At 57.1% G+C, this 25,723-nt stretch carries 33 protein-coding genes; 22 read left to right on the forward strand and 11 right to left on the reverse strand.

What is annotated here, in order from left to right:
- Positions 1 to 74: 74 nt before the first annotated feature.
- On the forward strand, positions 75 to 683 hold the full coding sequence (locus CVS28_RS14460) for a TetR/AcrR family transcriptional regulator (protein ID WP_103467583.1): 609 nt from the start codon (positions 75 to 77) through the stop codon (positions 681 to 683).
- Between the two features lie 942 nt (positions 684 to 1,625).
- On the opposite strand, the gene CVS28_RS14470 is transcribed toward CVS28_RS14460, so the two are convergent.
- The gene (locus CVS28_RS14470) at positions 1,626 to 1,910 is read right to left on the reverse strand and encodes a putative quinol monooxygenase (RefSeq protein ID WP_103467581.1); all 285 of its coding nucleotides are present in this window, start codon (positions 1,908 to 1,910) and stop codon (positions 1,626 to 1,628) included.
- A gap of 231 nt (positions 1,911 to 2,141) precedes the next feature.
- On the opposite strand from CVS28_RS14470, the gene CVS28_RS14475 reads away from it, so the two are divergent.
- On the forward strand, positions 2,142 to 2,609 hold the full coding sequence (locus CVS28_RS14475) for a GNAT family N-acetyltransferase (RefSeq protein ID WP_103467600.1): 468 nt from the start codon (positions 2,142 to 2,144) through the stop codon (positions 2,607 to 2,609).
- 244 nt (positions 2,610 to 2,853) lie between these two features.
- Here the strand turns inward: CVS28_RS14475 and CVS28_RS14480 are convergent, their stop codons facing one another.
- The 3 genes from CVS28_RS14480 to CVS28_RS14490 form a co-directional block, all read right to left on the reverse strand.
- On the reverse strand, positions 2,854 to 3,255 hold the full coding sequence (locus CVS28_RS14480) for a DUF6228 family protein (protein ID WP_103467580.1): 402 nt from the start codon (positions 3,253 to 3,255) through the stop codon (positions 2,854 to 2,856).
- 172 nt (positions 3,256 to 3,427) lie between these two features.
- Positions 3,428 to 3,979: a hypothetical protein gene (locus CVS28_RS14485; protein WP_103481985.1), complete on the reverse strand. Its 552-nt coding sequence runs from the start codon at positions 3,977 to 3,979 to the stop codon at positions 3,428 to 3,430.
- 359 nt (positions 3,980 to 4,338) lie between these two features.
- Positions 4,339 to 5,064, reverse strand: a complete 726-nt coding sequence (locus CVS28_RS14490) for a hypothetical protein (RefSeq protein ID WP_133159154.1) — start codon at positions 5,062 to 5,064, stop codon at positions 4,339 to 4,341.
- 599 nt (positions 5,065 to 5,663) lie between these two features.
- On the opposite strand from CVS28_RS14490, the gene CVS28_RS14495 reads away from it, so the two are divergent.
- Positions 5,664 to 5,906 (forward strand): hypothetical protein, encoded by a 243-nt coding sequence (locus tag CVS28_RS14495; protein ID WP_165788170.1) that lies wholly within the window; start codon positions 5,664 to 5,666, stop codon positions 5,904 to 5,906.
- Positions 5,907 to 5,913: 7 nt separating this feature from the next.
- Here the strand turns inward: CVS28_RS14495 and CVS28_RS14500 are convergent, their stop codons facing one another.
- Positions 5,914 to 6,192: a hypothetical protein gene (locus tag CVS28_RS14500; RefSeq protein ID WP_103467576.1), complete on the reverse strand. Its 279-nt coding sequence runs from the start codon at positions 6,190 to 6,192 to the stop codon at positions 5,914 to 5,916.
- Between the two features lie 409 nt (positions 6,193 to 6,601).
- On the opposite strand from CVS28_RS14500, the gene CVS28_RS14505 reads away from it, so the two are divergent.
- From CVS28_RS14505 to CVS28_RS14525, 5 genes are all read left to right on the forward strand, one after another.
- A complete protein-coding gene (locus tag CVS28_RS14505) occupies positions 6,602 to 7,360 on the forward strand; it encodes a phosphotransferase (RefSeq protein ID WP_103467575.1) in 759 nt (252 codons plus the stop codon).
- A gap of 1,081 nt (positions 7,361 to 8,441) precedes the next feature.
- Positions 8,442 to 8,942 (forward strand): hypothetical protein, encoded by a 501-nt coding sequence (locus CVS28_RS14510; protein WP_103481986.1) that lies wholly within the window; start codon positions 8,442 to 8,444, stop codon positions 8,940 to 8,942.
- A gap of 139 nt (positions 8,943 to 9,081) precedes the next feature.
- A complete protein-coding gene (locus CVS28_RS14515) occupies positions 9,082 to 9,888 on the forward strand; it encodes an aminoglycoside phosphotransferase family protein (RefSeq protein WP_165788171.1) in 807 nt (268 codons plus the stop codon).
- 79 nt (positions 9,889 to 9,967) lie between these two features.
- On the forward strand, positions 9,968 to 10,372 hold the full coding sequence (locus CVS28_RS14520; RefSeq protein ID WP_243399908.1) for a VOC family protein: 405 nt from the start codon (positions 9,968 to 9,970) through the stop codon (positions 10,370 to 10,372).
- A 72-nt stretch (positions 10,373 to 10,444) separates the two neighbouring features.
- Complete coding sequence (locus CVS28_RS14525; protein ID WP_165788172.1) at positions 10,445 to 10,930, forward strand: GNAT family N-acetyltransferase; 486 nt, start codon at positions 10,445 to 10,447, stop codon at positions 10,928 to 10,930.
- A 174-nt stretch (positions 10,931 to 11,104) separates the two neighbouring features.
- Here CVS28_RS14525 and CVS28_RS14530 read toward each other — a convergent pair whose 3' ends face one another.
- Entirely contained in the window at positions 11,105 to 11,749 is a 645-nt protein-coding gene (locus tag CVS28_RS14530) for a response regulator transcription factor (RefSeq protein ID WP_103467598.1), read from the reverse strand.
- An 85-nt stretch (positions 11,750 to 11,834) separates the two neighbouring features.
- On the opposite strand from CVS28_RS14530, the gene CVS28_RS14535 reads away from it, so the two are divergent.
- The 3 genes from CVS28_RS14535 to CVS28_RS14545 all read left to right on the forward strand — a co-directional run bounded on the left by CVS28_RS14535 (position 11,835) and on the right by CVS28_RS14545 (position 13,311).
- Positions 11,835 to 12,116 carry a hypothetical protein gene (locus CVS28_RS14535; RefSeq protein WP_133159156.1) on the forward strand — a complete coding sequence of 94 codons (282 nt, stop codon included), beginning with the start codon at positions 11,835 to 11,837 and terminating at the stop codon, positions 12,114 to 12,116.
- Positions 12,113 to 12,412, forward strand: a complete 300-nt coding sequence (locus CVS28_RS14540; RefSeq protein WP_103481987.1) for a hypothetical protein — start codon at positions 12,113 to 12,115, stop codon at positions 12,410 to 12,412. The genes CVS28_RS14535 and CVS28_RS14540 overlap by 4 nt, the downstream gene beginning before the upstream one ends.
- Positions 12,413 to 12,618: 206 nt before the next feature.
- Positions 12,619 to 13,311 (forward strand): sigma-70 family RNA polymerase sigma factor, encoded by a 693-nt coding sequence (locus CVS28_RS14545; protein ID WP_165788173.1) that lies wholly within the window; start codon positions 12,619 to 12,621, stop codon positions 13,309 to 13,311.
- A gap of 178 nt (positions 13,312 to 13,489) precedes the next feature.
- Here CVS28_RS14545 and CVS28_RS14550 read toward each other — a convergent pair whose 3' ends face one another.
- Both CVS28_RS14550 and CVS28_RS14555 read right to left on the reverse strand, forming a co-directional pair.
- Positions 13,490 to 13,750: a GlsB/YeaQ/YmgE family stress response membrane protein gene (locus CVS28_RS14550; RefSeq protein WP_103481989.1), complete on the reverse strand. Its 261-nt coding sequence runs from the start codon at positions 13,748 to 13,750 to the stop codon at positions 13,490 to 13,492.
- A gap of 82 nt (positions 13,751 to 13,832) precedes the next feature.
- Positions 13,833 to 14,018: a CsbD family protein gene (locus tag CVS28_RS14555; RefSeq protein ID WP_103467563.1), complete on the reverse strand. Its 186-nt coding sequence runs from the start codon at positions 14,016 to 14,018 to the stop codon at positions 13,833 to 13,835.
- A gap of 460 nt (positions 14,019 to 14,478) precedes the next feature.
- On the opposite strand from CVS28_RS14555, the gene CVS28_RS14560 reads away from it, so the two are divergent.
- The 3 genes from CVS28_RS14560 to CVS28_RS14570 are packed head-to-tail and all read left to right on the forward strand — an operon-like array spanning position 14,479 to position 16,709.
- Positions 14,479 to 15,735 (forward strand): phospholipase D-like domain-containing protein, encoded by a 1,257-nt coding sequence (locus CVS28_RS14560; RefSeq protein WP_103467597.1) that lies wholly within the window; start codon positions 14,479 to 14,481, stop codon positions 15,733 to 15,735.
- Positions 15,736 to 15,751: 16 nt separating this feature from the next.
- Positions 15,752 to 16,210: a PhzF family phenazine biosynthesis protein gene (locus CVS28_RS20465; RefSeq protein WP_207767595.1), complete on the forward strand. Its 459-nt coding sequence runs from the start codon at positions 15,752 to 15,754 to the stop codon at positions 16,208 to 16,210.
- Positions 16,197 to 16,709: a tetratricopeptide repeat protein gene (locus tag CVS28_RS14570; RefSeq protein WP_103467561.1), complete on the forward strand. Its 513-nt coding sequence runs from the start codon at positions 16,197 to 16,199 to the stop codon at positions 16,707 to 16,709. Before CVS28_RS20465 ends, CVS28_RS14570 begins: the two co-directional genes overlap by 14 nt.
- Positions 16,710 to 17,522: 813 nt before the next feature.
- Here CVS28_RS14570 and CVS28_RS14580 read toward each other — a convergent pair.
- Both CVS28_RS14580 and CVS28_RS14585 read right to left on the reverse strand, forming a co-directional pair.
- Complete coding sequence (locus CVS28_RS14580) at positions 17,523 to 18,011, reverse strand: GNAT family N-acetyltransferase (RefSeq protein WP_103481990.1); 489 nt, start codon at positions 18,009 to 18,011, stop codon at positions 17,523 to 17,525.
- Positions 18,012 to 18,171: 160 nt separating this feature from the next.
- On the reverse strand, positions 18,172 to 19,071 hold the full coding sequence (locus tag CVS28_RS14585) for an EamA family transporter (protein WP_103467557.1): 900 nt from the start codon (positions 19,069 to 19,071) through the stop codon (positions 18,172 to 18,174).
- A 45-nt stretch (positions 19,072 to 19,116) separates the two neighbouring features.
- On the opposite strand from CVS28_RS14585, the gene CVS28_RS14590 reads away from it, so the two are divergent.
- The 8 genes from CVS28_RS14590 (at position 19,117) to CVS28_RS19480 (ending at position 24,087) form a co-directional block, all read left to right on the forward strand.
- Positions 19,117 to 19,602 carry a MarR family winged helix-turn-helix transcriptional regulator gene (locus CVS28_RS14590; protein ID WP_103481991.1) on the forward strand — a complete coding sequence of 162 codons (486 nt, stop codon included), beginning with the start codon at positions 19,117 to 19,119 and terminating at the stop codon, positions 19,600 to 19,602.
- 300 nt (positions 19,603 to 19,902) lie between these two features.
- The gene (locus CVS28_RS14595; RefSeq protein WP_103467555.1) at positions 19,903 to 20,490 is read left to right on the forward strand and encodes a DinB family protein; all 588 of its coding nucleotides are present in this window, start codon (positions 19,903 to 19,905) and stop codon (positions 20,488 to 20,490) included.
- A gap of 430 nt (positions 20,491 to 20,920) precedes the next feature.
- Entirely contained in the window at positions 20,921 to 21,334 is a 414-nt protein-coding gene (locus tag CVS28_RS19475) for a hypothetical protein (protein WP_133159158.1), read from the forward strand.
- Positions 21,334 to 21,651: a transcriptional regulator gene (locus CVS28_RS14605; protein ID WP_103481992.1), complete on the forward strand. Its 318-nt coding sequence runs from the start codon at positions 21,334 to 21,336 to the stop codon at positions 21,649 to 21,651. The genes CVS28_RS19475 and CVS28_RS14605 overlap by 1 nt, the downstream gene beginning before the upstream one ends.
- 302 nt (positions 21,652 to 21,953) lie before the next feature.
- The gene (locus CVS28_RS14610; RefSeq protein ID WP_103467552.1) at positions 21,954 to 22,511 is read left to right on the forward strand and encodes a GNAT family N-acetyltransferase; all 558 of its coding nucleotides are present in this window, start codon (positions 21,954 to 21,956) and stop codon (positions 22,509 to 22,511) included.
- 310 nt (positions 22,512 to 22,821) lie between these two features.
- Positions 22,822 to 23,097 carry a hypothetical protein gene (locus CVS28_RS14615; RefSeq protein ID WP_103467551.1) on the forward strand — a complete coding sequence of 92 codons (276 nt, stop codon included), beginning with the start codon at positions 22,822 to 22,824 and terminating at the stop codon, positions 23,095 to 23,097.
- Between the two features lie 73 nt (positions 23,098 to 23,170).
- Positions 23,171 to 23,338, forward strand: coding sequence for a hypothetical protein (locus CVS28_RS19795; protein ID WP_165788174.1), 168 nt, complete (start codon positions 23,171 to 23,173; stop codon positions 23,336 to 23,338).
- Positions 23,339 to 23,901: 563 nt separating this feature from the next.
- Positions 23,902 to 24,087, forward strand: a complete 186-nt coding sequence (locus CVS28_RS19480; RefSeq protein ID WP_133159159.1) for a hypothetical protein — start codon at positions 23,902 to 23,904, stop codon at positions 24,085 to 24,087.
- A gap of 114 nt (positions 24,088 to 24,201) precedes the next feature.
- On the opposite strand, the gene CVS28_RS14625 is transcribed toward CVS28_RS19480, so the two are convergent.
- Entirely contained in the window at positions 24,202 to 24,543 is a 342-nt protein-coding gene (locus tag CVS28_RS14625) for a hypothetical protein (RefSeq protein ID WP_133159160.1), read from the reverse strand.
- Positions 24,544 to 25,723: the final 1,180 nt, after the last annotated feature.

Below are 25,723 nucleotides of genomic sequence, written 5' to 3' on the forward strand. Positions count from 1 at the left end.
AAATGAAACTAGATCGTATCATTATAGAATGGGAGTAGCAGCACCTCGCAGCCAGCTCCGTCGCAAAGGACACCATGCACGTAAAACACACCACCGGCAGCCGGAAGAAGGGTCGGCCAAGTGATGATGAACGGGAGGAACGTAAAACGGCCATCCTTGACGCCGCGACTCAACTGTTTATCCGCAACGGTTATGGACAAACCACTGTTGATCAGCTGGCAGCCGCAGCACAGGTCACCAAACGCACCATTTATTCGTATTTCGGTGACAAGGCACTGGTTTTCACTGCCGTCATTGAACGTTTCCGTCGCGACTCGGTAGCTACTAGCCTCTCTTCGGGGGAATCTCTAGAAGATGTCTGTGCCAAAATCGTCTACGTGCTCCACTCGGACCAAGCCGTGGGATTGCATAGGCTGATGATCGCCGAGGCTGCACACTTTCCGGCTCTCTCCGCAGCATTTTATGCGAGTGGACCCCGAGGCTACATGGAATCCATAGCCGCAAGCCTGCCCCGATCGGTGCGTCCGACCGAGGCTTCTTTCCTATCAGAGACCGTGTTTAGCCTGCTTCTTGGCGAAAAGCATCGTCAGCGCCTGCTCGGGCTAGCTACCGCTCCTGACAGAGAAACAGCCAGCAAGCATGCTGCGGAAGCGCTCCGGGCACTCGGATTGTCAGCTGCCTAAGCCGTCCCAGTCAAGGTTCCGCTGCGGACAGCGATGAGCACCAATAGGGCTGGCGCCATAGTCGTCAACCGAAGTTAGCAGTCCTAGCAACCGGCCTTGGATGACGCCGCCCATGGAGGGCATTCGGAGTGTTTCAAGAAGGTCGCATGCGAGAACAGCCGAGAATCCCTCAGACATATGGCGCTGCATTATTCGCGGATGGTGTTGGTCTGTTGCGGTTCAAGCTGCCAGACTTCGAGCATGGAATTGCCTGATGACGCTGAGCCAGAGTTCACGATGCCTGCCGAGAATGATCTGCCTGGACATCCTTTTGAACCGGTCGTCATTCCGACCGACTTGGGGATGTTGTGTTGCCCCCGACCCTCACCCTTGAAGAGGCGTACAGAACCACCGTTTTCTTCGTGGAACAATACTTATCCCTCGAAGATTCACCGAGTATAGATTTCAGTCTCTTCTACCAATACATGCTCTCGGATCCCGCTGCTTCCGAAGACTTCACCGACGCTGTCCGCCGCATGAAGTCTTGGGATACAACTCTCTGACTCCTTGCGACGGCACTGCCTGAAACGTGTCGATGCCAGTGCGACATACTGATCCGACGAACGGCGGATCGGCCACGGAACCGACCTCATGAACCCGCAAGGGCACACTAGATCCCGAGCGAAGAACCCAATGCGTTGGTGGAAGTACTCCGTGATGGCCAATCACCCCGCAACATTCGACGCCAGGGTTCCTTCATCAATCTGGTCAAACGCTCTCATCGAATAGGAGCTGGCTCTACTCACGACGAGATGGGGCTGGCCAGCCACCACTCTCAGCAAAGACAACCAATTTCTGTCACGGAGCCGCGGTTACGACCGGTCAGGGTTGGTGCTACGGGCTGACCCCATTCTGTGTCCACCATTTGTACGCAATGGAAGCAACCGTCGGTAGTTTCCTGAGCTAGACCGCGCTTGTGTAGATCAGGGCTGGCGCTGCCGTCTCCAGAGTTTCGAGCTTTTGCATGGCTTCAATGAAATGATCTGTTCGTGTGTGAGCGTCCAGATGCTCTTGCGAGAGCCATCGTTCCGCAAGCATTAATTCACAAGGATCATCGCGAAGCTGAAGGAGCTCGTAGCTTACGCATCCGGGCTCTTTAAGTGTTGCGGCAGCCAGCTCTCGATAGACGCGGAGAGCCTCTTCGAGATTCCCCGGCGCAACCGAACATCCCACCAAGACGCTGATCATTCTTCTCCTAGGCTCAAAGACGGTTCGATGATGCTCTGCTGGTACATTCAGCTTCTGCTTGAGGCTACCAAGAATGAAGTTGCCTCGATTTCCCGCACGCGATGCTCCTTAACAAATAGGTTCGCCCCGCCAAGCAAATGATGTGTCGGCAAGCGTTGTTCGCGAGACACCTCAGTGAGGATCTCTGTAGCGGTTTTCGTTGCTCCTGCAGCCCACTGGCAAACTGATCAAATGACTGTCCAAATCATCCCGCTCAGCGCCCAACAATTCCCTACCTGGATCGAACGAAGCCGCCATGAATACGAATCCGATCTCATCACGACAGGCGAATCCCCGCAAGATGCACATAGGCGCGCAAAAGGGAGCCTCGATGCCGCGTTTCCTGAGAACGTTCCAACGATAGATAATGCCGTTTTCGATGTTCTTGACAGTACCGGCTCAACCATCGGCTACCTCTGGGTTGGAACTGACAGTTCTGAAGATAGCCACTCTTGGTGGGTCTGGGACATCGTCATTGATAATGAGCATCGCGGCAAGGGTCTGGGTAGGGCGACCATGAAACTAGCGGAGGACTACGCGCGTTCCCACGGTGCCCACACGCTTGGACTCAGCGTCTTCGGATTCAACCACGGCGCCCGAAAGCTATACGAATCAATGGGATACGAGACAGTGACCACGAAGATGAAGAAGCAACTTTAATCCATGGATCTGAGCCACTGAGGCCCCAAAACGACGAACGGGCCAGGCATGTCTTCTTTGAGACTTGCAGGCCAGACCCATGCGCCCGATACAACAGCGTGGATTGAGTTCAGAATCCATCAACGGCGCCTCCGCCGAGTCACACAGTCGCGTCTCCTGTCCCACAGAACGTTCCGCAAAAGACGCTGCCCCGCCTCTGAGATCACTTGCGATAGCTAACGCAGTGGTAGACCCGCATCGTTGCCTACGTTCTGGCAGAAAAGAAGGATTCAATCTCCTGCGCCACGTTGCTGAGCTCCTCACCTGGATCAAGGAGCAGCACGCCAGCCAAGCTCCACCCCCGAGGAACTGAAGTCTGAGAAATTTCGAAATCAAGACTGACGTGGCCGTCATGCCTCGCACTGATCCGGAGGTCCCCCTCGAGTGATTCATAATTCTTGGATCCGGTCCACCCCCGCCACTGTGCTGACAGACCATTGAAGAAGAGCACCAGATCGCGGAAATCATTGATCGTCAGCACTCGCTGTGTGGCGTGGAGGCCCTTTAGATCCACAGTCACGATCACACTATCGATAGAGCCATCGGCCTGCCGTTCGATGCTGTCGAAGGTAAGAGATCCAGCATGTCCGATTTCTACTAATTCCATGCACAAATTCTAGGCTCTGAGGCTCGCCTTCCGAGCCCTAGTAGACGTATGCAAAAACGCAACCGCCCACTCTGAAGTGTCCCAGCTACCGTTCCTCAAAGCATCGCATGTCGTAGACACATCTCCCACTTGATCCTTCGATGGCGGGTTTCACGACGTTGATCGCCGGATTTCAGTCCTCGACTACAGACATTGGCAGGACCCCGCCATGCTCGGAGGGCACGAGGCTGTCTATCTGCCAGCCGTCCGCAGACGCAAGGAAAGTCGCGGCCAGGGGTAACGCGTAGCTTGTTGGAACGCTGCTGCGGCCATCCGCTGTGGACGTTTGGTACTGTTCGGTCACTTCATTGAATCGGACATTCGCCTTGGAACCCACCACCTCGATCGATTCCACCGTCACACTGGTGGAAAAGCCCGTATATATGAAACCGGTCGCCTTGAACCCAGCCTTAGAGCGGGCGACAACTGACAGATCCCGGTCTCGCTTGTCTTGGTAGGTCTCTGTAGTCTGCTCGTCGGCGAGGAGCAGAGAGGGGGGAATATCCAGGACTGTGCCGTTGCGATCCTCGACAGCAGCTTGGACGATGGCTGTGAGTTCGGACGAGGATGGACTCGGCACCGTGGCCGACGATCCCGTATTGAGCGAGCCTACCGCCGGCTGGCAACCCACTAGGGCAAATCCAAGCAGCGCCGCAACGGCGGCCTTAGTACGCAGATAATTCATCGAGGTCCCCTTGCCGTGAATGTCTTCACAGACTGCCCTGCCAGAACAACCGAGTCAAGAGTCCCGCAATGGTCCAATCCATGTAGACCTTCCGGACAAGCCCAGCCCGCGGCCCATGTGTCCCGCAGGAGGTTGGGCCTGCGGGAGTGGAGGCAGCATACGTATGGACGCTACAGATTGGCTCCCCTACGTACTTGGCGGCCCGAGCCCTTGACTCACCTTCGGTTTCGCTGACTTCCCTGTATCTGACGGCGGGTTCGGTTATCTTCTTTGGTGCAGTCGCGTTTCTCAGCGGCGGGCATGGCTTGGCTGCGCCGGCCAGTTCCAGCGGCGCCTCTGATCTAGATCATGGATCGTCATCAGATTCTGAAAGCATCCGGTTCCTCAGGTCCTTCCAATTGGCGTGGTTTCCGTGGTGGAAAATAATTGAAGACCACGCTCAGGAGCAAGCTTGCGGCTCCCACGAAAACTACTGAACTTGCCATGCCTTTGACGGAATGCGTCCACGGCGGTGATGAGAAGACCATCCCATTGCTAGAAGAAATGGGCACACTCATGGCATCTGGAAACAGCTGCGGTGCAAAGATCATGGTGAAGCCGACGACCAGCAACACCAAGCCACCTTTCATGGCCCGACTTCGGGCTTGTTCATGACAGTTGATGGTTGGAAGCAGCCAAACGACCACCAGGATCGTAAGCCCGAGGGCTGTCAGTGGGAGCCGGGCAGTCCCCGTAGCCAGGGACCATATTTGCATTGGAGCATAGGCGTTCGCTTCGGCTTCAATGTAGACAGTGATGGGGAATGCTCGGTCTCCAAACATGGCTATCGCGGCCAAAACAAGGGAGGCCACCCCGACCGTAGCTGCACACATACGAAGCAGGCGTTCCTTAGAGCGGTACTGCCTGGAACCTAGAATGAAAAGCAATGCCAGCATCGCTATCGACGCTGTGATCAACGGTAAGCCAGCCTCGGCCACATTCATTCCCCAGGCCGTGCCACCGTACATACTCTCCTGAGTTGCATCGATAAGGCGTGCTGAGGGAACCCAAATACCAACAGTCAAACAAAGTACGCCGACAACCATGGTCAGGAGTGCAGCTCCAAGTCCTGCTAGCCACTTACGTAAACCCCATGGCGACAGAGTCATAGATTCGACAGACCCCAGAGGCGCATCGGGTTCCTGCTCTTGCACTAGCAGGGAAGAGACACCAACAATTCCGCGACTAGCCGGTAGGGACGGAAGTCTCTCGTCCGCCACCGCAACTAGGCGTGTGGCTTGGCCCCGATTCAGGGCAGGAGCATCGACGTCCTGGGAGAGCGATTCACCCCCTCTTTGGAACAATGCCGGATAACGATCATCAAAACTACTATTCCCCAAACCAACCCCCAGATGTGTTCGATGCTGGTCTTCAGCGTACACACAGCAACGCCACACCCCTTCAAACTGTGCCATCTAGAACAAGGACGAATTGCAGCGTCATAGGAACATCAGGAGCTTGTCTTCTGGAAGTTACTCGGCTTCACAATTGCCGGGCAGTTCACCTCATATTCGTTGCAAGACGTGAGTCGCCCGGGCACCCGGGGTGCTAGCCAATGAGTATCGGTGAATCGTCCCAGTCAAGGTTCCCAACTGAAACTGGTATGCCTTGGATGAACGCTTGGCCGCGCAGGTTGGGTGTCTCCATGGGCGCGAAGGAAAAGAACGTCACTGGCGTTGATCCGCGATATGTCAGGGAGGAAGTCCTCCATCCCGTCTATAGGGTGGACTTCTGGGACGAATCGCGTGCCTGCTACGAGAACTGGCTGGAGAATGCTGTAAGCATTGACTATGCGCTAGCGCGGGCGGAGGCCGACCGTCATGGACGCTACGTCGGGATCTGGGCCGAGCTCAACTATGAAGGCGGCCTTGCATACTGGCTTCCTTGAGCCGAAGCTAGTCTCCTAGTTTGTCTAACTCAGCTTTTAGCAGATCAAGGTTGGCGGCTAGATGTTTCTTGTATTTAGGCGAAATCTGCCTGAACTGACAATCGAGGATTGCTCTTGCTCCAATAGCGGAAGTTCCGGCCAGAGACGCCAATCCAATTTCAAGCGATTCCCAATCGTGGGAAGCAATGAATTTTGTCACCTCATCCAAATGGTTAATGGCAAAGAGTATAGCGTTGTGGTGTTCAATGCTATCTTCTATCTGTCGCCGGTAGCCGGGATCATGCATTCTTCAATGCCTCCATCCATCGATGAACTTACCTGCGGAGTCTAGCTCATAGCCTAGGCGCGGTCGCTACAGAGGAAGACAAAAAATCTTATGCTGGCGGGGAAGAAGGGGACTGCCTCGACTTCGCGTGAGAGAGTCAACGAACCCCGGTGCAGTCTCTCTCGATTAACCACCCCTGGTTTCGTTATCACTCAAGCAACATCGCAACAATTCCACGCCAGCGTCCCGTACAGCCTTCTACTTGCGGGCCGGCCAGGCGTCAAAAATCATGCGTCCGCCACCGAGAATCCGGTAGTCGGTCACCGACCGGCTTACGGGACTCCTCATTCACGGGGCGGCATCTTCCGCCGCTTGCCTCAACCCAACGCATTCGATCGGAAGTCAGGCTTGCAGGTATTAGTCTGTTGGGATGTGCGATGAAGAGCAGGAACTGACGGGTGGCAACGCGTCAGGCCGCGTGGTGCGTGTAGGTGAGACGGTCCGAAAGCCCTGGATTGATAACACCTCTGCCGTGCAGAGCTATCTTGACGCTGTCCGCGCGCGTGGAGTGGATGTCCCCAAGCCGCTTGGTCGCGATCAGGATGGGCAACAAATGGTCGAGTACGTCAGCGGCGCACTTGCGATCGATCTATTGCCGCTGGGGCACGAGGACCTATTGCGGGTGGGGAGAATTATCCGCAGTATCCACGATGCAAGCGAATTCTTCCCGATTCCTGATCCGGACGAATGGAAGATGTTGCTGCCAGCGGAGAATCCGAATTTGATGTGCCACAACGATCTCGCACCATGGAACCTCATCATGGGAGATCGGTGGGTTTTCATCGATTGGGATGGCGCTGGACCGAGCACCCGCTTGTGGGATCTGGCATACGCTGCGCAATCTTTTGGCCTGTTGTTCGAGGGACAGCCAGTGGAAGATGCAGCCGCAAGGCTGCGTGCCGTTGTTGACGGTTACGGGGCTGACCTTGCATTGCGCACGGCGTTACCGGATGCCATGGCAAAACGGACCCTTGCGATGTTCGAACTTCTACGTTCCTCAAGCGAGAGCGGGTTCCATCCCTGGGCAGATATGTATGTCAACGGCCATGGTGAGCATTGGCGTGCCGCTGCTGAGTACGTCGCACTCAACCAAACAGCCTGGGAACAAGCACTCTCGCAGTCTGAATAGGAGCGTCCGGTCGGGGTTGGCCCTACGGGCGCACCAAGGTCGTGCAGACGACTTCTGAAAATGACAACCCAGGTAGTGCGGTCCAGAATTCTGGCCTCACCAGCGGATAGCAAAAGTACCTCCAGTCCCTTGAGCTAATGACTTAGCCGCAACCTTGAGAGAATGACGTTCTGAAGACTGCTAGCTTGGAGGTTTACACGGATAAGTTCATCGTTACTTTGGGGGTATATATGGAACCGGATTGGGTCGACAAGTCACAGAAGTCCGGAAGGCAGGCGATTCCGATTGTACTCGCCGTAATGGTGGGTTCTGTGGGATCGGATTACCGCTCACGGATGCAATGTACGAGCCCGCCTTCTTCGCCGCAATGGTTTTCGCCGTGGCGACTCCAGTGGCTTTGCTGCTGGCGGCCCCTAAAGCGCTGAAGCAGAGGAGCAGGCCCTTTCATTGGCTGTCCATAGCATCCATATTTTCGGCGGCATGTGTTGTTGTGGCAAGTGGATTTTTGATGTCATACGGGAGCCCCGCGGGGGCAACTGCTGACATTGGTGGCTTTGGGTCGTGGTTGCTGTCGACGATAGCCCTAGTGACAGTCACCAGCTGTGCGATCAGGGTATGGCGTATGGAATATCCAGCCGCACCAACAACGTTGCGTGGCATTCAGCGGGCGGAACAGCGGGAACATCGAAAATCACCGCGATAATTTGCCGCGATAGAGCAATTGCAACGAACGACGCCGGAGGTGTGGCCTGTGTGTCCACGCCCTATCCCCCGAAAACTACACAGCGTACGAGGGCTTCGACCACGCGGCAGTCATCGCGCCCATCGTTAGGATTATCGGTGGCAGCTTCCGCCTCGTAGACCAGTTACTAAATCAGATCGACCACGTGCGAACAGTCAACACTCTCACCGGCCATTAAGTATTGTGAAAACCAAGCCATTTACCGTTGCGATTCACAAACCAAAGATCACAACACCCCAGGTTCTAGGCCACAGCGTCCGGTGTAGGACCGACTTACGGGACGCATCCCCCGTGTCGTTCCTTTGTCGCTGCGACGTGGTCGATGGTTAGGATGGTCGGATGGATACCGGGAAGAGAGACGCCCGTCGTCGCAAGTACTTGAGCCTTGGTGCCGGCGAGCTCGTCGCTGCCGCGGTCTTCGCCGCAGCGGCCCTGTTCTTCGTGACGCCTCGCCTGCCGCAGGTTCAGGATCGCGCGGCACTCTGGTCTGCGCTGGTCCCGTTGCTTGTTGTGCTGATGGCCGCTGGACTGTACTGGTTGCTCGCGCGTACGTGGGTCGAGCGCGTCGCGATGCCGCGGGGCGTGGCGATCACCTATAGCGTGCTGAGAATTGCATTCCCCGTACTTCTGACGGTCGGCCTTGTCGGAGTGGTCACCTGGTGGCCGAACAATGTTGGCGTTGGTGTTCTCTTCACGGCGGTATGGGTGTTTGGTGCAGTGGAGTATGCGAACTACTTCGTAGTGAGGCTGGCCTATCCGGTGAGCCAGTGGTTCACCGCCGTCGGGGAACGGCGTACACCACGGCTGGTCACCGACATGCGCTCCTCGCGCCATTCGTAAAGCGATGACGCGGCGGAATTCCTTGTTGAGTGCCGTCCGCAAGCCGTTCGGCATACCGGACGCAGGTGTTCGAGATGAGCGAGGCCGGCAACCGCCGATTGAAAGACCGTCCGTCTGTCAACCCGATACGATCTTGTTTATGGATTGGGTTGCGGGAACAGTGCCGGCGTACATGGACCGGTGGGCTATAGGGCAACGCGGGCACATGGTCACCACACCCTCCAGCTGGCTAGTTCCGGGTCGCTGGCATGATCGAAACGTCATGCTCAAGGTCGCCCGCGTCGCCGAAGAGGCACGCGGCGGCCGCGTCCTAGCTTGGTGGGCCGGTTGTGCCGCAGTGGACGTGCATGAAGTCACCGACCAGGCCGTCCTGATGGACCTGGCCTCCGGCCGACGGACCTTGACAGCGATGTGCCAGGCAGGCCGCGATGATGAGACTACTAGTATCCTCTGCGAAACCATCACCTCCCTGCACGGCGTCCCTGACAAATCGTCTGCTCCCACTGATCTCGTGCCCTTGCCGCTTTGGTTTCAAGACCTGATCGAGCCACATACTGCAAAGCCTCATGCAGGCAACCTTGAGCGAGCGGCAACCATGGCACAAGAGCTACTGGAGGCTTCCGCCGCAGAAGCCCCTGTGGTACTCCACGGGGACGTCCATCACGGCAATGTTCTCGATTTCAACGGGCGTTGGCGTGCGATTGACCCCAAAGGGTTGTTTGGCCATCGGGCGTTCGACTACGCCAATATTTTCTGCAATCCGTCCACGGACGTGGCGTTGTCAAATTTCCACAGACGACTTGCGATCGTCAGCGAGCACTCAGGGCTCGACGTCGATACGGTGAGATCATGGGCCATCGCTTGGTGCGCCCTTTCGGTCGTGTGGAGCGACAAGAGCGGCGACCAGCCATGGACGGCCCACGCCATCTTGAGCACGTTCGGCTAGCACCATGGGCATGCGGTTCAGCCGGCGAACCCTGTCCGCAGGAGGTTCCGCTAGCGGACGGCTGTGTGAGACTTGGGAGGTGGACGAAGATCTAGATGGTTCCCTGCACCATGTCGAGCTGTGGGTGCCAAGCCTTGAACGCGCCAAGGATGAATGGGGTTGGATTCTGACTCGTCTGGGATACTCGCCGGATCAGAATTGGGATCAAGGAATTAGTTGGCGGCGAGGCACCGCCTATATAGTCGCTGAGGAATCCCCCGCACTGACCAGCAGAGAGCATCAACGAACAGCGCCGGGCTTGAATCACTTGGCATTCCATGCTGGAAGTGAAGAAAAGGTCGATGCCCTCATGGTGGACAGCCAACTCCACGGTTGGCGCCCGCTATTCGCAGAGAAGTACCCCCACGCTGGTGGTCCTGAAAACTACGCTGCCTACCTGGTGAATTCCGACGGCTTCGAAGTCGAACTCATAGCCACCAAATAATCCAATTCTGTTCCACCCATGTCCGTTAGACGTTCCACAACTGGGGCAGGGGCTCCATGGCAAGATGTTGGAGTGAATAGCTTGGATGATGAGTTGCAGCTGGCCATGACCCTTGAGCCAAATGCGGTAAGTGAAGCCGCATTGATATGGGCTCGCGCCACGGCACTGCGCGACCAGCGTACAGAGCCACCAACCGGCGAGGAAAAAATGCCTGGGATCCAACGGCGTCTGAATCTGGAAGGATCCAAGCTACTCCTTGCCAGTCGAGATGACACATGCGTGGGGTTCACACTATTTGCCCCGCGAGAAGAAAGCCTGGAAATCTTTTACCTTGCTGTGGCTCCAGACTCGTGGGGAAGCGGCGTGGCAAGCACCTTGCTCGTCGGCGCGGAAGACTATGCCCGGAGTATCGGTCGTGCCACTCTGGAACTATGGGTCATCAATGACAACGAGCGCGCCCTCAGCGTCTACGCGAGGTCAGGATTTGTCGGCACCGAACAGGTGAAACGCGACGAATCTTCCGGCCAAATCGAACGACGGCTGCTGAAGCAAATTTGATGGTTGATCCGCCCGGCTTAAACCCAGCCACGATGTTCCGGTCAAGGTTCCCCTGCGGTATGGGAGGGCGGTGCTGCCGGCTTCTGAAATTGTGTGGACTGCCCTTCTGAAAAATCAGACGAGCGAAGAAGACTTCTAACATTTGTGCACTTAGCTTCGGAAAATGACAGGTACTCATCGGCGCGGTTGAACGCGTTTGTGGTCAGGAAAGAAACCGTGTTCAAGGCCCCAGAGGATGGCGTTGGAGCGGTCAGTTACCCCAATGCGGCGGTAGCAACTGCGGATGAAGGTCTTGACGGTGTTGATTGACAACCGAGCCCTGTCGGCGATCTCGGCATTATTCAAACCTTGAGTAATCAGTGCCAACACCTCGGCCTCCCGTTGAGTGAGGCCTTCTTCGCGGCCTGGCCAATCGCCCAGGCTGGATTTCGCTTGGCCACTGGGTCCGGGAAAAACCTTGCCTTCTCCCCGGTGGATATCGTGGAGCGCACTGACCAGTCGGGCTGCGGGCAAGCCTTTAGATAGATATCCGCTGGCCCCGTTCGCCAGTGCCGCCTGGACCCGTGTTTCATCGAGATCCCAGGAATAGACAATGACTTTGCCAGCCAGCGGATTGCTCGCCAGTTCGTGGACGTCCGCACCGTCTCCGGGGGTCGCGGCAAAAGTATCGTAGAGCGTGAGGTGGACAGGTGTGTCTACATTTCGGTTGAGGTCGAGTTCCACGACCTCAAGGGTGTCCCCATAGGACCGAAGCATCATCTCCAGCCCTCGAAGCACAATTTCATAGTCATCTACCAGGGCGATGCGAAGGCTTTCCATTCCCCCACTGTAAGGCAAATTTGGGGAGGCAAGTCCACCCCTAGGGGTGAAGAAGTTGACCCCCTCTGAGAAATAGGCTTCGGGGATGGAATCAACCCAAACCATGAATATCACCACGCCGGAGGACGGCGATCTCTCCCACGCGACCGTTCGGGAACTGATCGTGCAGCTGACTTTGGTCGAAGACGAGCATAGAAAGGCCACGAGCCCCTCACAAATCGCAGCGCTCGCCCGACGTGAACAAACCATCGTGGTGGCGCTGCACGGGCATGGGCTCGGGTTCAAAAGCCCTGGCATTTTAAATATGTCGGAGACGGCGACCACCGTTTGCTCCGCTGATGACGCGGAGGTCAAGGAGTGTCGGTGACAGCGATGCAACCGGCCCGTCCGGGTCAGGCTGAGCTTGCCCCTACTCGATCATCGGCTGACTTGCCGTCAAGGGCCACGAAGGTGGTGGTCATCGAAGCCGGTATTGAGATTCACGGATATATGGTGGCCCGCCAGGGGAACCGCGTTCGGGTGGTGTGGGCTGTAGCTTCCGGCAGGCACCGTCACAGGGCCTTTCCTGACGAGACGGTTTTCCGTCCGGGTAACACTTGCCGCTGGGACGGATACCTCATCTCTGATGATCAGCTCGCCGCGATCCGTCAGGCAGTCCGCTGACCGTGACTAACGGGCCCGCCCTCATGTATACCCGAATTCAAAGCCCGGGACTGCGTAAAATGAATCTGGCTTCAAGCACAGAAAAGACCCGAACTTCTCCACGGTTCCGTGACTCGAATCCCGGCACTGCGTTGCAGGAGTCAGCACCCGGGCCTTCGTCTATCAGCATTTCTCACCCGCTAGGTCCCGGACAGTTAGAACCCGGAATGAGTACCGATCAGTTAGTGCTTCAGTTCATGGGTCTCGCCGACGCCCTCTCGCGCCGCTATCGCGCCCCGGGGTGTGAGGCCGAAGACCTCCAGCAGGTAGCCAGACTCGGTCTCGTTAAGGCTGCCAGCAGGTACCGCGAGGCAGGGAATCATGGGTTCGTGGCCTTTGCCGTGCCAACCATCACCGGTGAGCTGAAGCGACATCTCAGGGATCATTCCTGGGCGGTGCGGCCACCGAGGACAACCCAGGAGGCCAGGCTGAAGATCAAGCACATACGCCCCGAACTGACGCAGCGCCTGGGCCGTGACCCTTCGATAGTCGACCTGAGTACGTCCACCGGCATATCAGTGAAGGAAACGACCCTCGCCTTGCTCGCCGAGATGGCCATGGTCGCTCAGCACATCGAACAAAATGACCCTTCATCGAGCAACGAGGGCCGAGTGCACGAGGTCGTTCTGGCGGTGGATGAGCCCGCCTACGAACGCATAGAGCAAGAGCTGACCGTGGAAGCGGCTCTCAGGGACGCGAGCACGGAAGACCGCCGGCTGCTGCATCTGCGCTTCGTCCTTGAGTTGTCACAGGGGCAGATCGCCCAAGAACTCGGTGTCAGCCAAATGCAGATTTCCCGACACCTCAGGCAGTTGCTTGGCAGGCTCGGGCGGCGGCTGACCGAGCCTCCGGTAATGTAGGCGACTACGCTGGATACAACTTATCGTGATCCCGGCCCGTGTCCTTCGTAGAGGACATTGGCCGGGGGCCCGTGTTTCACGATTGCGATGGTGCGGGGCGCAGATGCGGGTCGTGAGAGTTCATTGCGAACTCGTCGTTTGCTGCAGTGCCGGTTGCAGTCCTGACCTGTCGGCTTTCCTAGGCGCGGCGGCGCACGACGGCGCCGTAAACACCCAGGACCACGAGTGAGCCCACGATGGCAGCGAGCCATGTTTGAAGGCTCCAGAAGTTCTCAAGCCCGACGCCGAAGATCGCCCCACCGATCCATCCACCAAGCAGGGCGCCCACGACTCCCAGAAGCATAGTGATCAGGATGCCACCACGTTGACGGCCGGGCAGGATGGCTTTCGCGATTGCACCGACGATGAGTCCTAGTATCAGGAACGCGATAAAACTCATGAACTAACTCCTTTTTGGTTCGCCTTCTCAGGGCGAGTGGGGGCGGGCCGAATTCGGGCCCGCCCAGATGTCCCCGCGGGGCTCAGTGTCCGGTGACGTCCTTGGCAGCATCCTTGACGTGCTCACCGGCCTGCTTGATGCCAGCCTTGGCTTGGTCGGCCTGGCCGTCGGCCTCAAGATCGCGATCGTTCGTGGCTGCACCGATGTGCTCCTTGGCCTTGCCCTTGAGTTCTTCGGCCTTGTTCTCAAACTTATCTGCGACACCCATGGTTGTCTCCTTCATGGAACGAAAGTGTATTGGGCCCAAGGGCCCTCACTAGGTTCTGTTAACGGGCTACGCGGCAGGGGCGCCTCGAGCCTCAAACACTACAATTCCCCGAAATAGGATCTTCAAACATCTACGACTGAAAACCTGCTTTTCACCGTCCACGGGACAACAGAGTCCGACCTCGCACCCAAGGGCGTCATCCCCTTTGAAAAGAGCAGCCCATCGCCGAGACGAAATGAGGAGTTTTTTCTCGTAGCCCACGTTGGGGCACCGGCACGCCACGACCATCGTGCAGGACGGAAAATGCCAGGACGGCCATGAGTTGAGCCGGAGGCCAGGCATTTTCGATTTGGAGGCGCAGTATTGGGCTAGCGGCGCCGGCGAGAGCTGATACGGCAAGGCATGGATTGGTGCCAGACGGTGACAGCAAGCTTCTGGGTAGGTGGGCTAAGCTGTGGTCATGGATCAAGCGCTGCCCACTCCTGCCGTTGAGGCAGCCAAGAAAACCGTCCTGAGGACCGCCGTCGCGGTGACAGCCCTTCAAGGCTCGGTGATAACCGGCCTCGTGGTTTGGGACGCGATTAAACGCCGGTCGCGGTCAAAACGGCCTGGTTTTCCCCATCCCGGCAGCTTCCACAGCAGTATCGGTGAATCGAATATCAAGCTGTACACGTTCGGTGCAGACCTATATGCCGACATGCTCGAGTCGATCCGCGGTGCCAAGAAACAGATTTTTATCGAAACCTTCATCTGGAAAAACGATGAAGCCGGTCTCCAGTTCAAGGACGCACTGAACGAAGCTGCAGAGCGCGGAGTGGAGGTCTACATTGTCTATGACGTCTTTGCCAACCTCGTGGTACCTGGCTCGTTCTTTACGTTTCATCCGGCCATACATGTCTATCGATTCCCCATGTTTCGACCCTCGCTACTGCTAGGCACCATCCGCTCCACAAGTTTGGATCACCGCAAGCTACTCATTGTCGACGACGAAACAGGTTTTGTGGGCGGCTACAACATTGGCTCCCTCTATGCCACTGAATGGCGCGATACCCATCTCCGGGTCACCGGAACATCCGTATGGGATATCCGCAACGCTTTCGTCTCGGTATGGAACCGCCAATTTCCCGGCCGAAACCCGAAAATTCCCCACACGACACCCGGGACCTGGGAGTCAAGGATACGGGCGATCAACAACATCCCAGCAAGTCTGGTCTACCCGATCCGGGGAATCTACCTCGACGCGATCGGCCGGGCCGAGAAACATATTTACATCACGATGGCCTATTTCATTCCCGACCAGCAGATCCTCAGGGCCCTACTCGAAGCCAGCGAACGCGGAGTGGATGTTCGAGTGATCCTGCCCCGCGATTCCAACCATGTTCTCTCAGACTGGCTATCCCGCGGCTTTTACAGGTCCTTGTTAGACTCCGGTGTCCGGATCCTGCTCTACCGCAATGCCATGATTCACGCGAAAACCGCCACCATCGACGGCCAATGGTCAACCATCGGCACAGCAAATATTGACCGCCTGAGCTTGACCGGCAACTACGAAACCAATCTCGAAATCCACGACGAGGCCTTCGCCACCAACATGGAGGACGTCTTCGACTTCGACAGTCGCAACAGCCACGAACTCACGCTGGAGGAATGGAGCACCCGTCCCTGGATAGCACGATTCAGTGAATCCGTCATCATCCCACTGCGCCCATTCCTCTAGCACCCAACACACCGATGTGGGACTGGGGGCTGGGGCCGGGCTTTCCGAGGATCCCGTCACCGGGTCCGCCCACTGCCAGCTCGCCCCGCTCTGGGCCGAACGCCTCGGTAAGCAGGAGATGATGGCGCGTCAGGCATCGGCCCGCGGCGGAACGGTGCCCATCGAGTTTGCGGGTGAACGCACAATATTGACGGGCGTTGTATTCGCTTCATGGAAGGCGCTGCGCTCCTTCCTGGCTGAGGCAATTCCCGGGGCCGGTTTTCCTCATTGCCGGTCAACGTCCCTGCCATCGATGCCGAGTGCTGAGCCCACATTTAATGGCAGGGATCTTGAATCGACCGTCCCAGCCAGGGTTCCCGCTGCGGACATCCCGGTCGATCTCGTTGCCGTCAATGCTTTGAGTGATCCAACCGGCCGTTGCAGGACCGGCTTACGGGACTGTCTATGGCAGAGTGAGCGTCATGACTTTAGATGATGAGCTAGACCGAATTTTCGCCGCCAGAGACCGGAACAACATGCAGCCAACCATAGATTCGTTGCTTCCTCTCTATATGTCCAATCCCGAGAATGCACGAGTGCTATACGAGGTAGGAGGGGCGTACGACACCGATGGCCAGGAAGAAGTGGCCCGGGGATTCTATGAGCGTGCTCTCGCTGCTGGATTAGAAGGCGATCTGCTGCGCCGTTGCTATGTTCAGTACGGTTCAACGTTGCGGAACGTGGGCGAATACGAGAAGTCCCTCGAGGTCTTCGCAATGGCTCGCACCACATTTCCAGAGTCGCCTGCCCTGGGCGCTTTTGAAGCAATTACTCTCCACGCCGCAGGCCAACTAGATGCGGCCGTTGCAGCCCTGCTGGACCTGCTAGTGGACTTCGTTCGCACACCAGACATCGATAGGTACAAACCAGCGATCAGTGGGAACGCTGCCTATATCCGTTCACTAGAAAGAAACGCATCAGACGTCTCCGCCTAGTCCCGCAAGGCGTTGGCAAACGGACAGCCTCTCGCGGCTGGAGCCGATCGTGCAGGACCAGATCATAGATACTCTTGCCCTATGGTCTACAACACACACCGGCGCGTAATTGTGGCTCCCGTCAACGAAGTCGGAATACTCATTGACTCGCTGGCGAGCAAGAATGATCGATTGTGGCCCAGGAGCGAATGGCCAGCAATGCGCCTAGATCGGCCGCTCAACATTGGGGCAGCAGGAGGGCATGGGCCGGTGCGTTATTTCGTGACCGCGTACGAACCCGGACGAAGGATCGAATTTCAATTCACCGGCCCCTCAGGCTTCACCGGCCACCACTCCTTCACTGCCAGCAGCCTTTCGGAAAATTCAACGTTGCTTCGACACGAGCTTTCCCTGTCGCCAAGCGGAGTGGCGAAGCTAACTTGGCCACTATTCTTCCGACCCATGCATGATGCGCTTATCGAAGAAAGCCTGGATCTCGCAGAAAACCAGTTCAGCTCCTCAACTGGCGCTGCACACCAGCGGTCACTGTGGACGAAGATCCTTCGGGCACCGTTCTCGGCATGCATGACCCACAGGCAAAGCGCCCGGTGAAGGTTCCCGCTGCGGACATCCCGGTCGATCTCGTTGCCGTCAATGCTTTGAGTGATCCTACCGGCCGTTGCAGGACCGGCTTCTGGGACGCTCCGGCAACGTCTATGGGGAACACCCATTCGGGGCATTGGTCGATTGACTACTGCCCCGAAATTCCTCTTTGGTGNATTCGGGGCATTGGTCGATTGACTACTGCCCCGAAATTCCTCTTTGGTGTGCTGTCTAGAGTGCCAATTTGAACCCCACGTGAGATGGGGTAAAGCCGAGGCGTTCATAGAAGCGATGCGCATCTTCTCTGGCTTTGTCGCTGGTCAACTGGACCAAGGCAACATCACGCCGACGGCCCTCCTCGACGGCCCATTTCATCATCTTTGAGCCGAGTCCGTTGCCACGCAGCCGCTCGTCTACCCGGACTGCCTCCACGGTCAGTCGAGTCGCGCCTGATCGCGCGAGGCCCGGAATGACGGTCAACTGCATGGTTGCCACGACGGCATCCGTCTCGTCGAGCACAACGACCAGCAACTGCGCGGGGTCTGCGTCGATCGCCCGAAGGGCATCCAGATACGGAGCGCGATGCTCAGGTGCCGCCGAATTCTCTGCTTGCCGAATAGGGTCGTTGGATAAAAGCTCGACAAGTGCGTTGAGGTCTTCTTCAACAGCCCTGCGTAGATAGAACTTCTTTTCTGACAAGGTGAAGGTTTCTAAAGTCATGGATTCATCCTTACATGTCAGCGAGAGTACTGATGGACCAGAATGTGGCGCCTACTTTCGAACGCGTCCGTAGAGCGTTCGGCTTGCGGGCAGCCCGATTCTCTCGCCCATCTGGCAAACTTTTTCTGGCACCCGATGTCGGCCTGCTGAGCGGTGGCTGTTAGGAGCCCTTCTCGGCGAGCACTTCGCATTCGACGCGAGGCTTCACCTTCCTGGCGATGATCGCGGAAGTGATGGACCCCAGCACGAGGAAGATTCCCAGCATCTGCAGTGCTGTGAAGTTCTCCCCGGCGACCGCCCATCCAAGCAGCATGGCCACCACCGGGCTGAGTAGCCCAAGGAACGCCGTGGTGCTTGCAGGAAGCTTGGAGATACCGCGGAACCACATGACATACGCAAAAGCGGTGCCAACAAGGGAAAGATAGGCAAAGCCGCCGATGTTTGACGGCGTCAGTAATGTCGAGGGCAGACCCTCGAAGATGATCATGGCCACCAAGAGGCTCAGTCCGCCGGTGATGAGCTGCCAGGCGGTGGTGGCCAGCGGTGGGGCGGGCTGCCCCCATTTCTTCGAAAGCACGATCCCGCTGGCCATGGACACGGTGCCGCCGAGGGCAGCCAGGACACCAACGGCATCCAGGCGGGCCTGGGCTTGAAGTGTTATCAGCCCAACCCCCAACACTCCGGTAAGGCCGGCGGCCACGACGCGGGCCGTCAGGCGTTCGTGCAGGAGCCGGCTGGCCAACAGTGCGACGATGAGCGGCTGGATGCCGCCGACGATCGCGGCGACACCGCCTGGAAGTCGGTAGGCTGCGATGAAGAGCAGCGCAAAGAAGGCTCCGATGTTCAGCATTCCGAGGACCCAGGATTTCCACCACCAGACACCACTTGGCAATTGGCGGCAGACCACCAGGAGCAACAGTCCGGCAGGCAGCGCACGCATTGTCGCCGCCAGCAGCGGGCGGTCCTCGGGCAGGAACATGGTGGTCGTCAGGTACGTGGTCCCCCACAGCATTGGCGCAAGGGCGGTGGTCAGGATCAGGAATCTTCGATTGCTAAGCACTTAGCTATTCTAGCTAAGTGCTTAGCTTAATCATAGGCTTGGCTCATGACAGACCAAGTGGGCCGCATCCTTGAACAGTGGCAAAAGGAAAAACCGGGGCTTGATGTCTCCCCGATGGCCGTCATCGGCCGACTGAGCCGCACAGCACTCACCGTCGAGTCCCGCCTGGCGGGCACCTTCGAACGGCACGGCCTGGATGCATCGGCTTTTGACGTGCTCGCCACGCTGCTGCGCAGCGGCGCGCCTTACCGACTTAGCCCGGCTGAACTTGCCTTGGAATCGATGATCTCCACGAGCGCAGTGGCCCAGCGATTGAACAAGCTGGAAGCCCGCGGGCTCGTGGCGCGCGAGGCCAACCCGAATGACGGACGCGGCACGCTCGTTGCGTTAACCGACACCGGGAAGGGGCTCATCGAGAAGGCCCTGCCGGACCACCTCGAAACCGAACGAGCCATCCTGTCGCCGCTCAGCGGCGACGAGCAAGCAGCCCTGGCACTGCTCCTAGGCCGGATCGGCAATACTGAGGGCTGATGAGATGGTACCTTCCCTCGCAAGACTGCACCCAGTGAACGTTCCCCTGCGAACAGCTTTGTTGACCTCGTAGCTGTTGCTGCATTGGACCATCCAACCCGCCGGTGCAGGACCGGCTTACGGGACGGTTCTGGATACCTATCCGGGCATACCTCTTGCGGGACGATGTGACTGTTCCATTAGTGAAGAGGAACGAATACGGGTGCCCCATGTGGGCCGGCGATCGCAGTGCAGAGGACTTTGGACACTCAGTGCAGTCGCCTGCGGAAAATGACACCTGCGCAATATTAGACTCGGCTCATGCCAATTGATAAAAGCGACAGCGGTGCACGGCTTCGTGAATATCTGAACGATGCCCGCGAAGCAATCTTGTGGAAATGTGAGGGCTTGAGTGATGCCCAAGCGCGTACTCCCCTGACTCCGACAGGCACCCATGTCATGGGCCTACTGCTCCACCTGGCCGTCACCGAATCCGAATATTTCTTTTCATGTCTTGGACGGGAAATTGAGAACCCCGTTATCCGGGGCATTATCGAATCCGAGGACGCTCAGGCAGGCTTCCTCCCGCCGCCGAACATGACGCTGGTCGATGCCGTTAAGGTCTATCGGGAGACAACCGTCGCAGCCGATGCAGTGCTCGACGAATTGGAGCTGAATTCCCCGGCCGTGGTGCCGTGGTGGATAAGGCATCGGCACACTACGGCGGAACGCCTCCTGGTGCATATGATCGCCGAGTCTCACCGTCATGCCGGACACTTGGATATCGTGCGCGAGCAGTTGGACGGTTTCATCGGTTTGCGCCCATCCGCGCCGAACATTCCATACCTCACGCCCGATCAGTGGGAAGAGCAGCGTCTGCGGATGGAAGAGCTAGCCGACGGGACATAAGGACATAGTCTGTCGTTTTGGGCCATCCGGGCTAGAAAAACTCCTAGTAGAGGGGTGACTTACTGGTAGCGCCTCAGATGAGAGTTCGACTTAAGGCGTGCAACCATAGTGCAGACGATGTTGGACTGTCAGTACAGTCGCCTCCTTAAATGACACCTGGGGCATACGCAACCTTCCGGGGTTCAGGCCCAGCCTCCTACTGATAAAAAGTTTCGCCGGCAGCAACTCCCGAGTTGCAGCCGATAAATCAAGTGCGTCAAGAATGTTCTGTGCAGTAAAACCGTCCCGCTGAGCCTTCCCCTGCGGACAGCTTTGTTGACCTCGTAGCTGTTGCTGCATTGGACCATCCACCCGGCCGGTGCCGGACCGGATTGCGGGACACTCTCGTTTTACGGCTATACACATTGTTTATAACCTGTAAACTACTTTCATGACCGAACCAACAGCTACCGCCAATTCACTCAATGCCCTCGACCGAGCACAGCAACGCGCGCACGCCGACGCACGCTGGTTCCCTTGGGTATGCGTCCTAATGGGTCTGCTAGTAATCCCCGGCGGACTCGTTGTTCCTTGGGACTGGCCTACGCGGCTCTTTGTGTTCGGCTCGACTCTTGCCCTCATGGTCATCGTTGTTTGGTTGATGGGAAGAATGCGAGCCATGCCACGTGGAGGCAAGAACGCCCTGAACATATCGGTTGCCTGCTGGTTTGTTCTCAATGCGGTCATCGGAGCAGTGGGTGGCAACATTGAAAGCCTCGGACTTGGCCTGGCGTTATCCACTGTGGCCTCAGCACCATTTTTCATCGCGGCAGCAAAATTCCGCTCAGGCTCGAAGGCCATTTAATGACCCATGCACGATTTGAATTAGATGCTCTCATTCATTCACCGGTGCGCTTTTCAATAATGGGCTACCTGAGGTCCGTTGATGAGTGTGAATTCAACATCTTGCGTGATGCAGTGGACCTCTCCGACTCCAGCCTCTCCCAGAACCTCACACGACTGGCAGAGGCGGGTTTCGTCACGATCGAAAAACGCCAATCAGGCCGCAGGGTAAAGACCTGGATCGCCAGCACCGAAGACGGCGATCAAGCACTCGAAAGCAACTTGGCTATCCTGCGGGACATAGCGGGCGCAGCACACGAGAAACACTCAAGCACGTAGGCGCCGAACGAGCACGGGCGGAACTCCACTTCCCACCCTGGTATGGGCGACCAATCCATAGGACTTCGTCCCGGTTAGCGTTCCGCTTGTGGGCAGCACTCCCGATCTCGCCGCCGCTTTGCTTTAGGTGATCCAATCGCCCAGTGACGGACCGGCTTTCGGGACGGTCGGATGGACTCGATGGGGAGCCGAGCCTCTCGTGTGGCGACGCCGAGTCGTCGGCCAATGACTAATCCCTGCGGGCGAGAACATTAGGATTGAAGCTCAACGATCGACTGAACAGGTGAACGATGAGTCATTCAATGTCCTATCCGCGCGGGCCCCGGCTAAGCATCCGCGACTTCACAACACCGGACATCTCAGCCGTTCACGAATACGCCTCAGATCCTGAGGTGACCCGTTGGTCAACATGGGGACCAAATACTTTGGAACAGACGACCTCCTTCGTTGAAGATGCCGCACAAGCACACCTGAACTCGGAACGATCAGCATATTCACTCGCTGCCGTTCTGGACGGCAATGCCATTGGATCTGTGGCCGTTTGGACCATAGATCCCCATGACCACAACGGTGAGCTTGGGTACACATTCCACCGCGCTCACTGGGGAAATGGCTACGCCACCGAAGCTGTCAGCCTGCTACTGGAATTTGGCTTCAACGCGCTCCAGCTAGAGCGCATCGGCGCCACCTGTCACCCGGGCAATATCGGCTCAATCCGTGTCCTGGAAAAAAGCGGATTCACCCTGGAGGGACGGCTTCGTTCCCATCGACTGGTCAGGGGAGCTCGCCGGGACTCACTGCTCTATTCCATTTTGCGCGAAGAACACACCAGTACGATTGCCGAACCGATAGCCAGTTAGGAAAACGGCGAGTCACTATGGCGACGCCTGTCAGTTCGTGCTCATTGTTCCGGACGCACTGGAACGTTGCGCCACTCATGTCGCGCAGAGCGTTCCGCTTCCGGGCGTTCCTCTAGAGAACCGACTTACCGGACATTCTTCTAACCCATACAGGACATGTCTTTACAGACACCTTTTGCCACTGGCGACAAACAGTAGTGGGGTGCGATGCTATTGGTAGGGCCCATCTGTAATGGCAATTAGGATCAAAAACCACCGCTTGAACAAAAGAGTCAAGGAAACGTCGAATCTCTAAAGTGAGGATAGCGACATGTCGGAGAAAAACTGGGAACATCCGGCCGTGAGACGCGGCAAAGTGTTTTGGTCAGCTCAACCGATTTTGTTTGGGCTTTTGACGGTCGCTTTTGTTTTTCTAGCAGTACGTGACCAAGCATTTGAGCTTTTGGCCTACGCGGCCGGTGCCGCTATTCTGGGGGTCCTGTTCGGTTTCTCTGCCAAGCGGCAAATTAAGAAGCTCCGTCACGAATATAGGTATCAAAGCGACGCCGACTCTGAGACGGCCATGGAGCGGACGGGAGAGAGTTAGGGTGCGTCCACTGGTTCGGGGCCCGTCATCTGAGGCGATTGCCAACACCCACTGGCCAAGCCTCATTCTTCTTATGGTTATTGTTGCCGTCGTTTTAGTGATGGCTCAATTTGTGTTGCGGATGATCACCAATCGCCGGGCTAAGAACCGCACTCATGCAAGCAATGCAGGCATGGCAGAAGAAGACTTACAGTCACCAGATGATGCGGTGCCGCATAACACTTCGGATCCCACGCCTTGATTGGGCGACTTAGAGAAGTCTGCCCAACTCGACAGTCCCGCTCAGGGTTCCCCATATAGGCCATCCAGTGTCTACAGGAGCATATGACCAAAGGAGAACATTTTGAAAGCATGGCAAATTGGCTTTGCCTTCTGAGCTGCTCTCAGCCTGGTGATGATCTTCATCGGAAATGGGGCACTCGTTAAGGGGCTCTACGCCGCACTGCTTGTCGTGTGCCTTGTGGTCATAGTCCTCGTCAAGGAAAGATCGTTCACGCAAATGACATCGCGGGCAAAACTGGCACCCTACAATTCGGAATGCCTCACGCCATACCCACCAGCCCGGTAAGAGTTCGCCCTACGGACGCGGTAAGGCCGTGCAGATGAGTACTGATATTTGTGCTTCCGACTTCTGAGAATGGCATAGATCTTCCGCGATACATTCTCGTCAATCGAGAGATGCCCTACTGTGAAGGGATGGACGTTCGGTGGATGCCAGAGCACAACGTCGGAGAAGACTCCGACGTACCTACATATCGGGCACGGATTTGGTCGGGGCCCCCCAAGCCCGGATATACCTGGGCTGTGGATGAGTATGAAATCTCCAACGCTTCAGAAGTCAGGGAGGCCATAGCCTGGGCAGAAGCCGCAGGCCGGCCATTGGAATTCTTCGTGAAATGGTTCGAGACTTCGTTGAGGGCACCAGACTACGAGATCATCCAAGTTCCTCGCATGATGAAATTGTTTGGCTTCTCTCCCAAAGAAGACTAGAGATCGCCTGCCCTCTGGTAGGGACCGATGCGATCTGGAGCGTGCGTCCCAGTAGTGGTTCCCCTGCGGGAATTCTCGCGCTACCGCGAATAATCCTGCAGGCCAGACCAGGGGTCAGAATTGCAGTTCGTCTGGAATCAATCGTCTACCGATGGCCGTGAGATCGAACATGAGATTCATGACTGCGCCCAACGGATCACGCGGGTCAGGGACGAGCCATTCACGCATCCTGCTCTCCAATTCGCGACCGCGTTCCGGCCACTTGTTGAGCCCCTGAATATCGTAGTTGCCTGCTTCCAGAACGCCTTCGCTGCAAAATCTGAGCACCCACAGAATTGAGTCTTCTCGTGGCGCCGCCGAGCCTGCTTCACGAAATAGTTGCACAACCTCTGCGAAGCGGAGCCAGTCGCTCCAACCTCGAGAGAGTACCTCTAGATCAATTTCTGAAGTATGCAACTGCTCCCCCAACTAGCTCGGTTTGCGTGAAACATGGTTCCGCAAAGCCTACAACGCGACTATCCCCAGCTCGAGCACACCTTTTCGCACGTCGATACTCCATAGGTGGCGCCAGAACTTGCAATCTGTCCCGCAAAGCGTTCCCCCTGCAGGGTGGGCGTGGCCTGACCAGTTACGCGTGGTACGACATCGCACGTAGCGATCTTCTGGGGGTCCAAAATAGGAAGGTTGTCTGCGATCTTTGTCCAGCGAGGTTCATCTTTTCCGGTGTCGGAGTCATCCCCTAAGAGAATCGTTGACAGCTGTTCTTTTGATGACGACATATTAACTATTTCACCGCTTCGTCTCGCGTCGCCGCAACCAACCTGCCATTCGGGATCCACACCTGGCGGAACAACGGCCAAGCAGGTGGTTCTGGCGTCGTCGCTCTGCAGTGCGAAGTATCGCACCCCGTCTCTGGTGGCGAGCAGGCGCGCACTGTCCCTGTCCACCTGCTCCTGCAATGTGACGAACAAAGGCAGTGCATCGTCGGGTGTAGCTGCACGGTCCAGGGCCCTAAGCCCCGATTCCCCCGAACAACCGCTCAGTCGAAGCGCAGCAAGTCCCGCCACCACAACGAATGGAAATGACGCATGTTTCATTTTTCTCCCCCAATATCGATTTCACCCGACGCTACAGCATGAGTTCCACAGCGAAGCAAAAGAATATGAAAGCCACGATGCCCAATACAATTCCCGTAGAAGGTTGGTGTTGGGACACTATGGCGACTAAGCGTTAGACCTTCGATGAATTGGCTAGATACCCAAAGCTCACGCTTGCCGCAGGGCGCCGGCCAGTTTGTCGATCGCGTGAGCCAATACAGCCGTTCGGACGTCGGCGAAGGACCCCATCCCGGCTTATAGAGTCAGCGCGTAGGCAGCGGCTGCACGGAGAGGGTGTGCACCTGTCACGTCGATGAACTGTTCATCGAGCCAATCGGCGCTGTAGCTTCGCCCTTCGCCCTTCGTCTTGCTCTGATCAAGCAACGGCGCGGACCTCTGCAATCGCGGCGAGAATGTCATTGCGGACCACGTCAGCTGAACAAGCGGAAACCTCTAAAACGCCTAATGTCCATGCTAATTTGGCCTCTGTGTACATGGCTTTTCATGTGTGTGTGCATGGTTCACTTGTCACTTTCACG

Source organism: Arthrobacter glacialis (assembly GCF_002909415.1).
In the GTDB taxonomy this organism is placed as follows: Bacteria; Actinomycetota; Actinomycetes; order Actinomycetales; family Micrococcaceae; genus Specibacter; species Specibacter glacialis.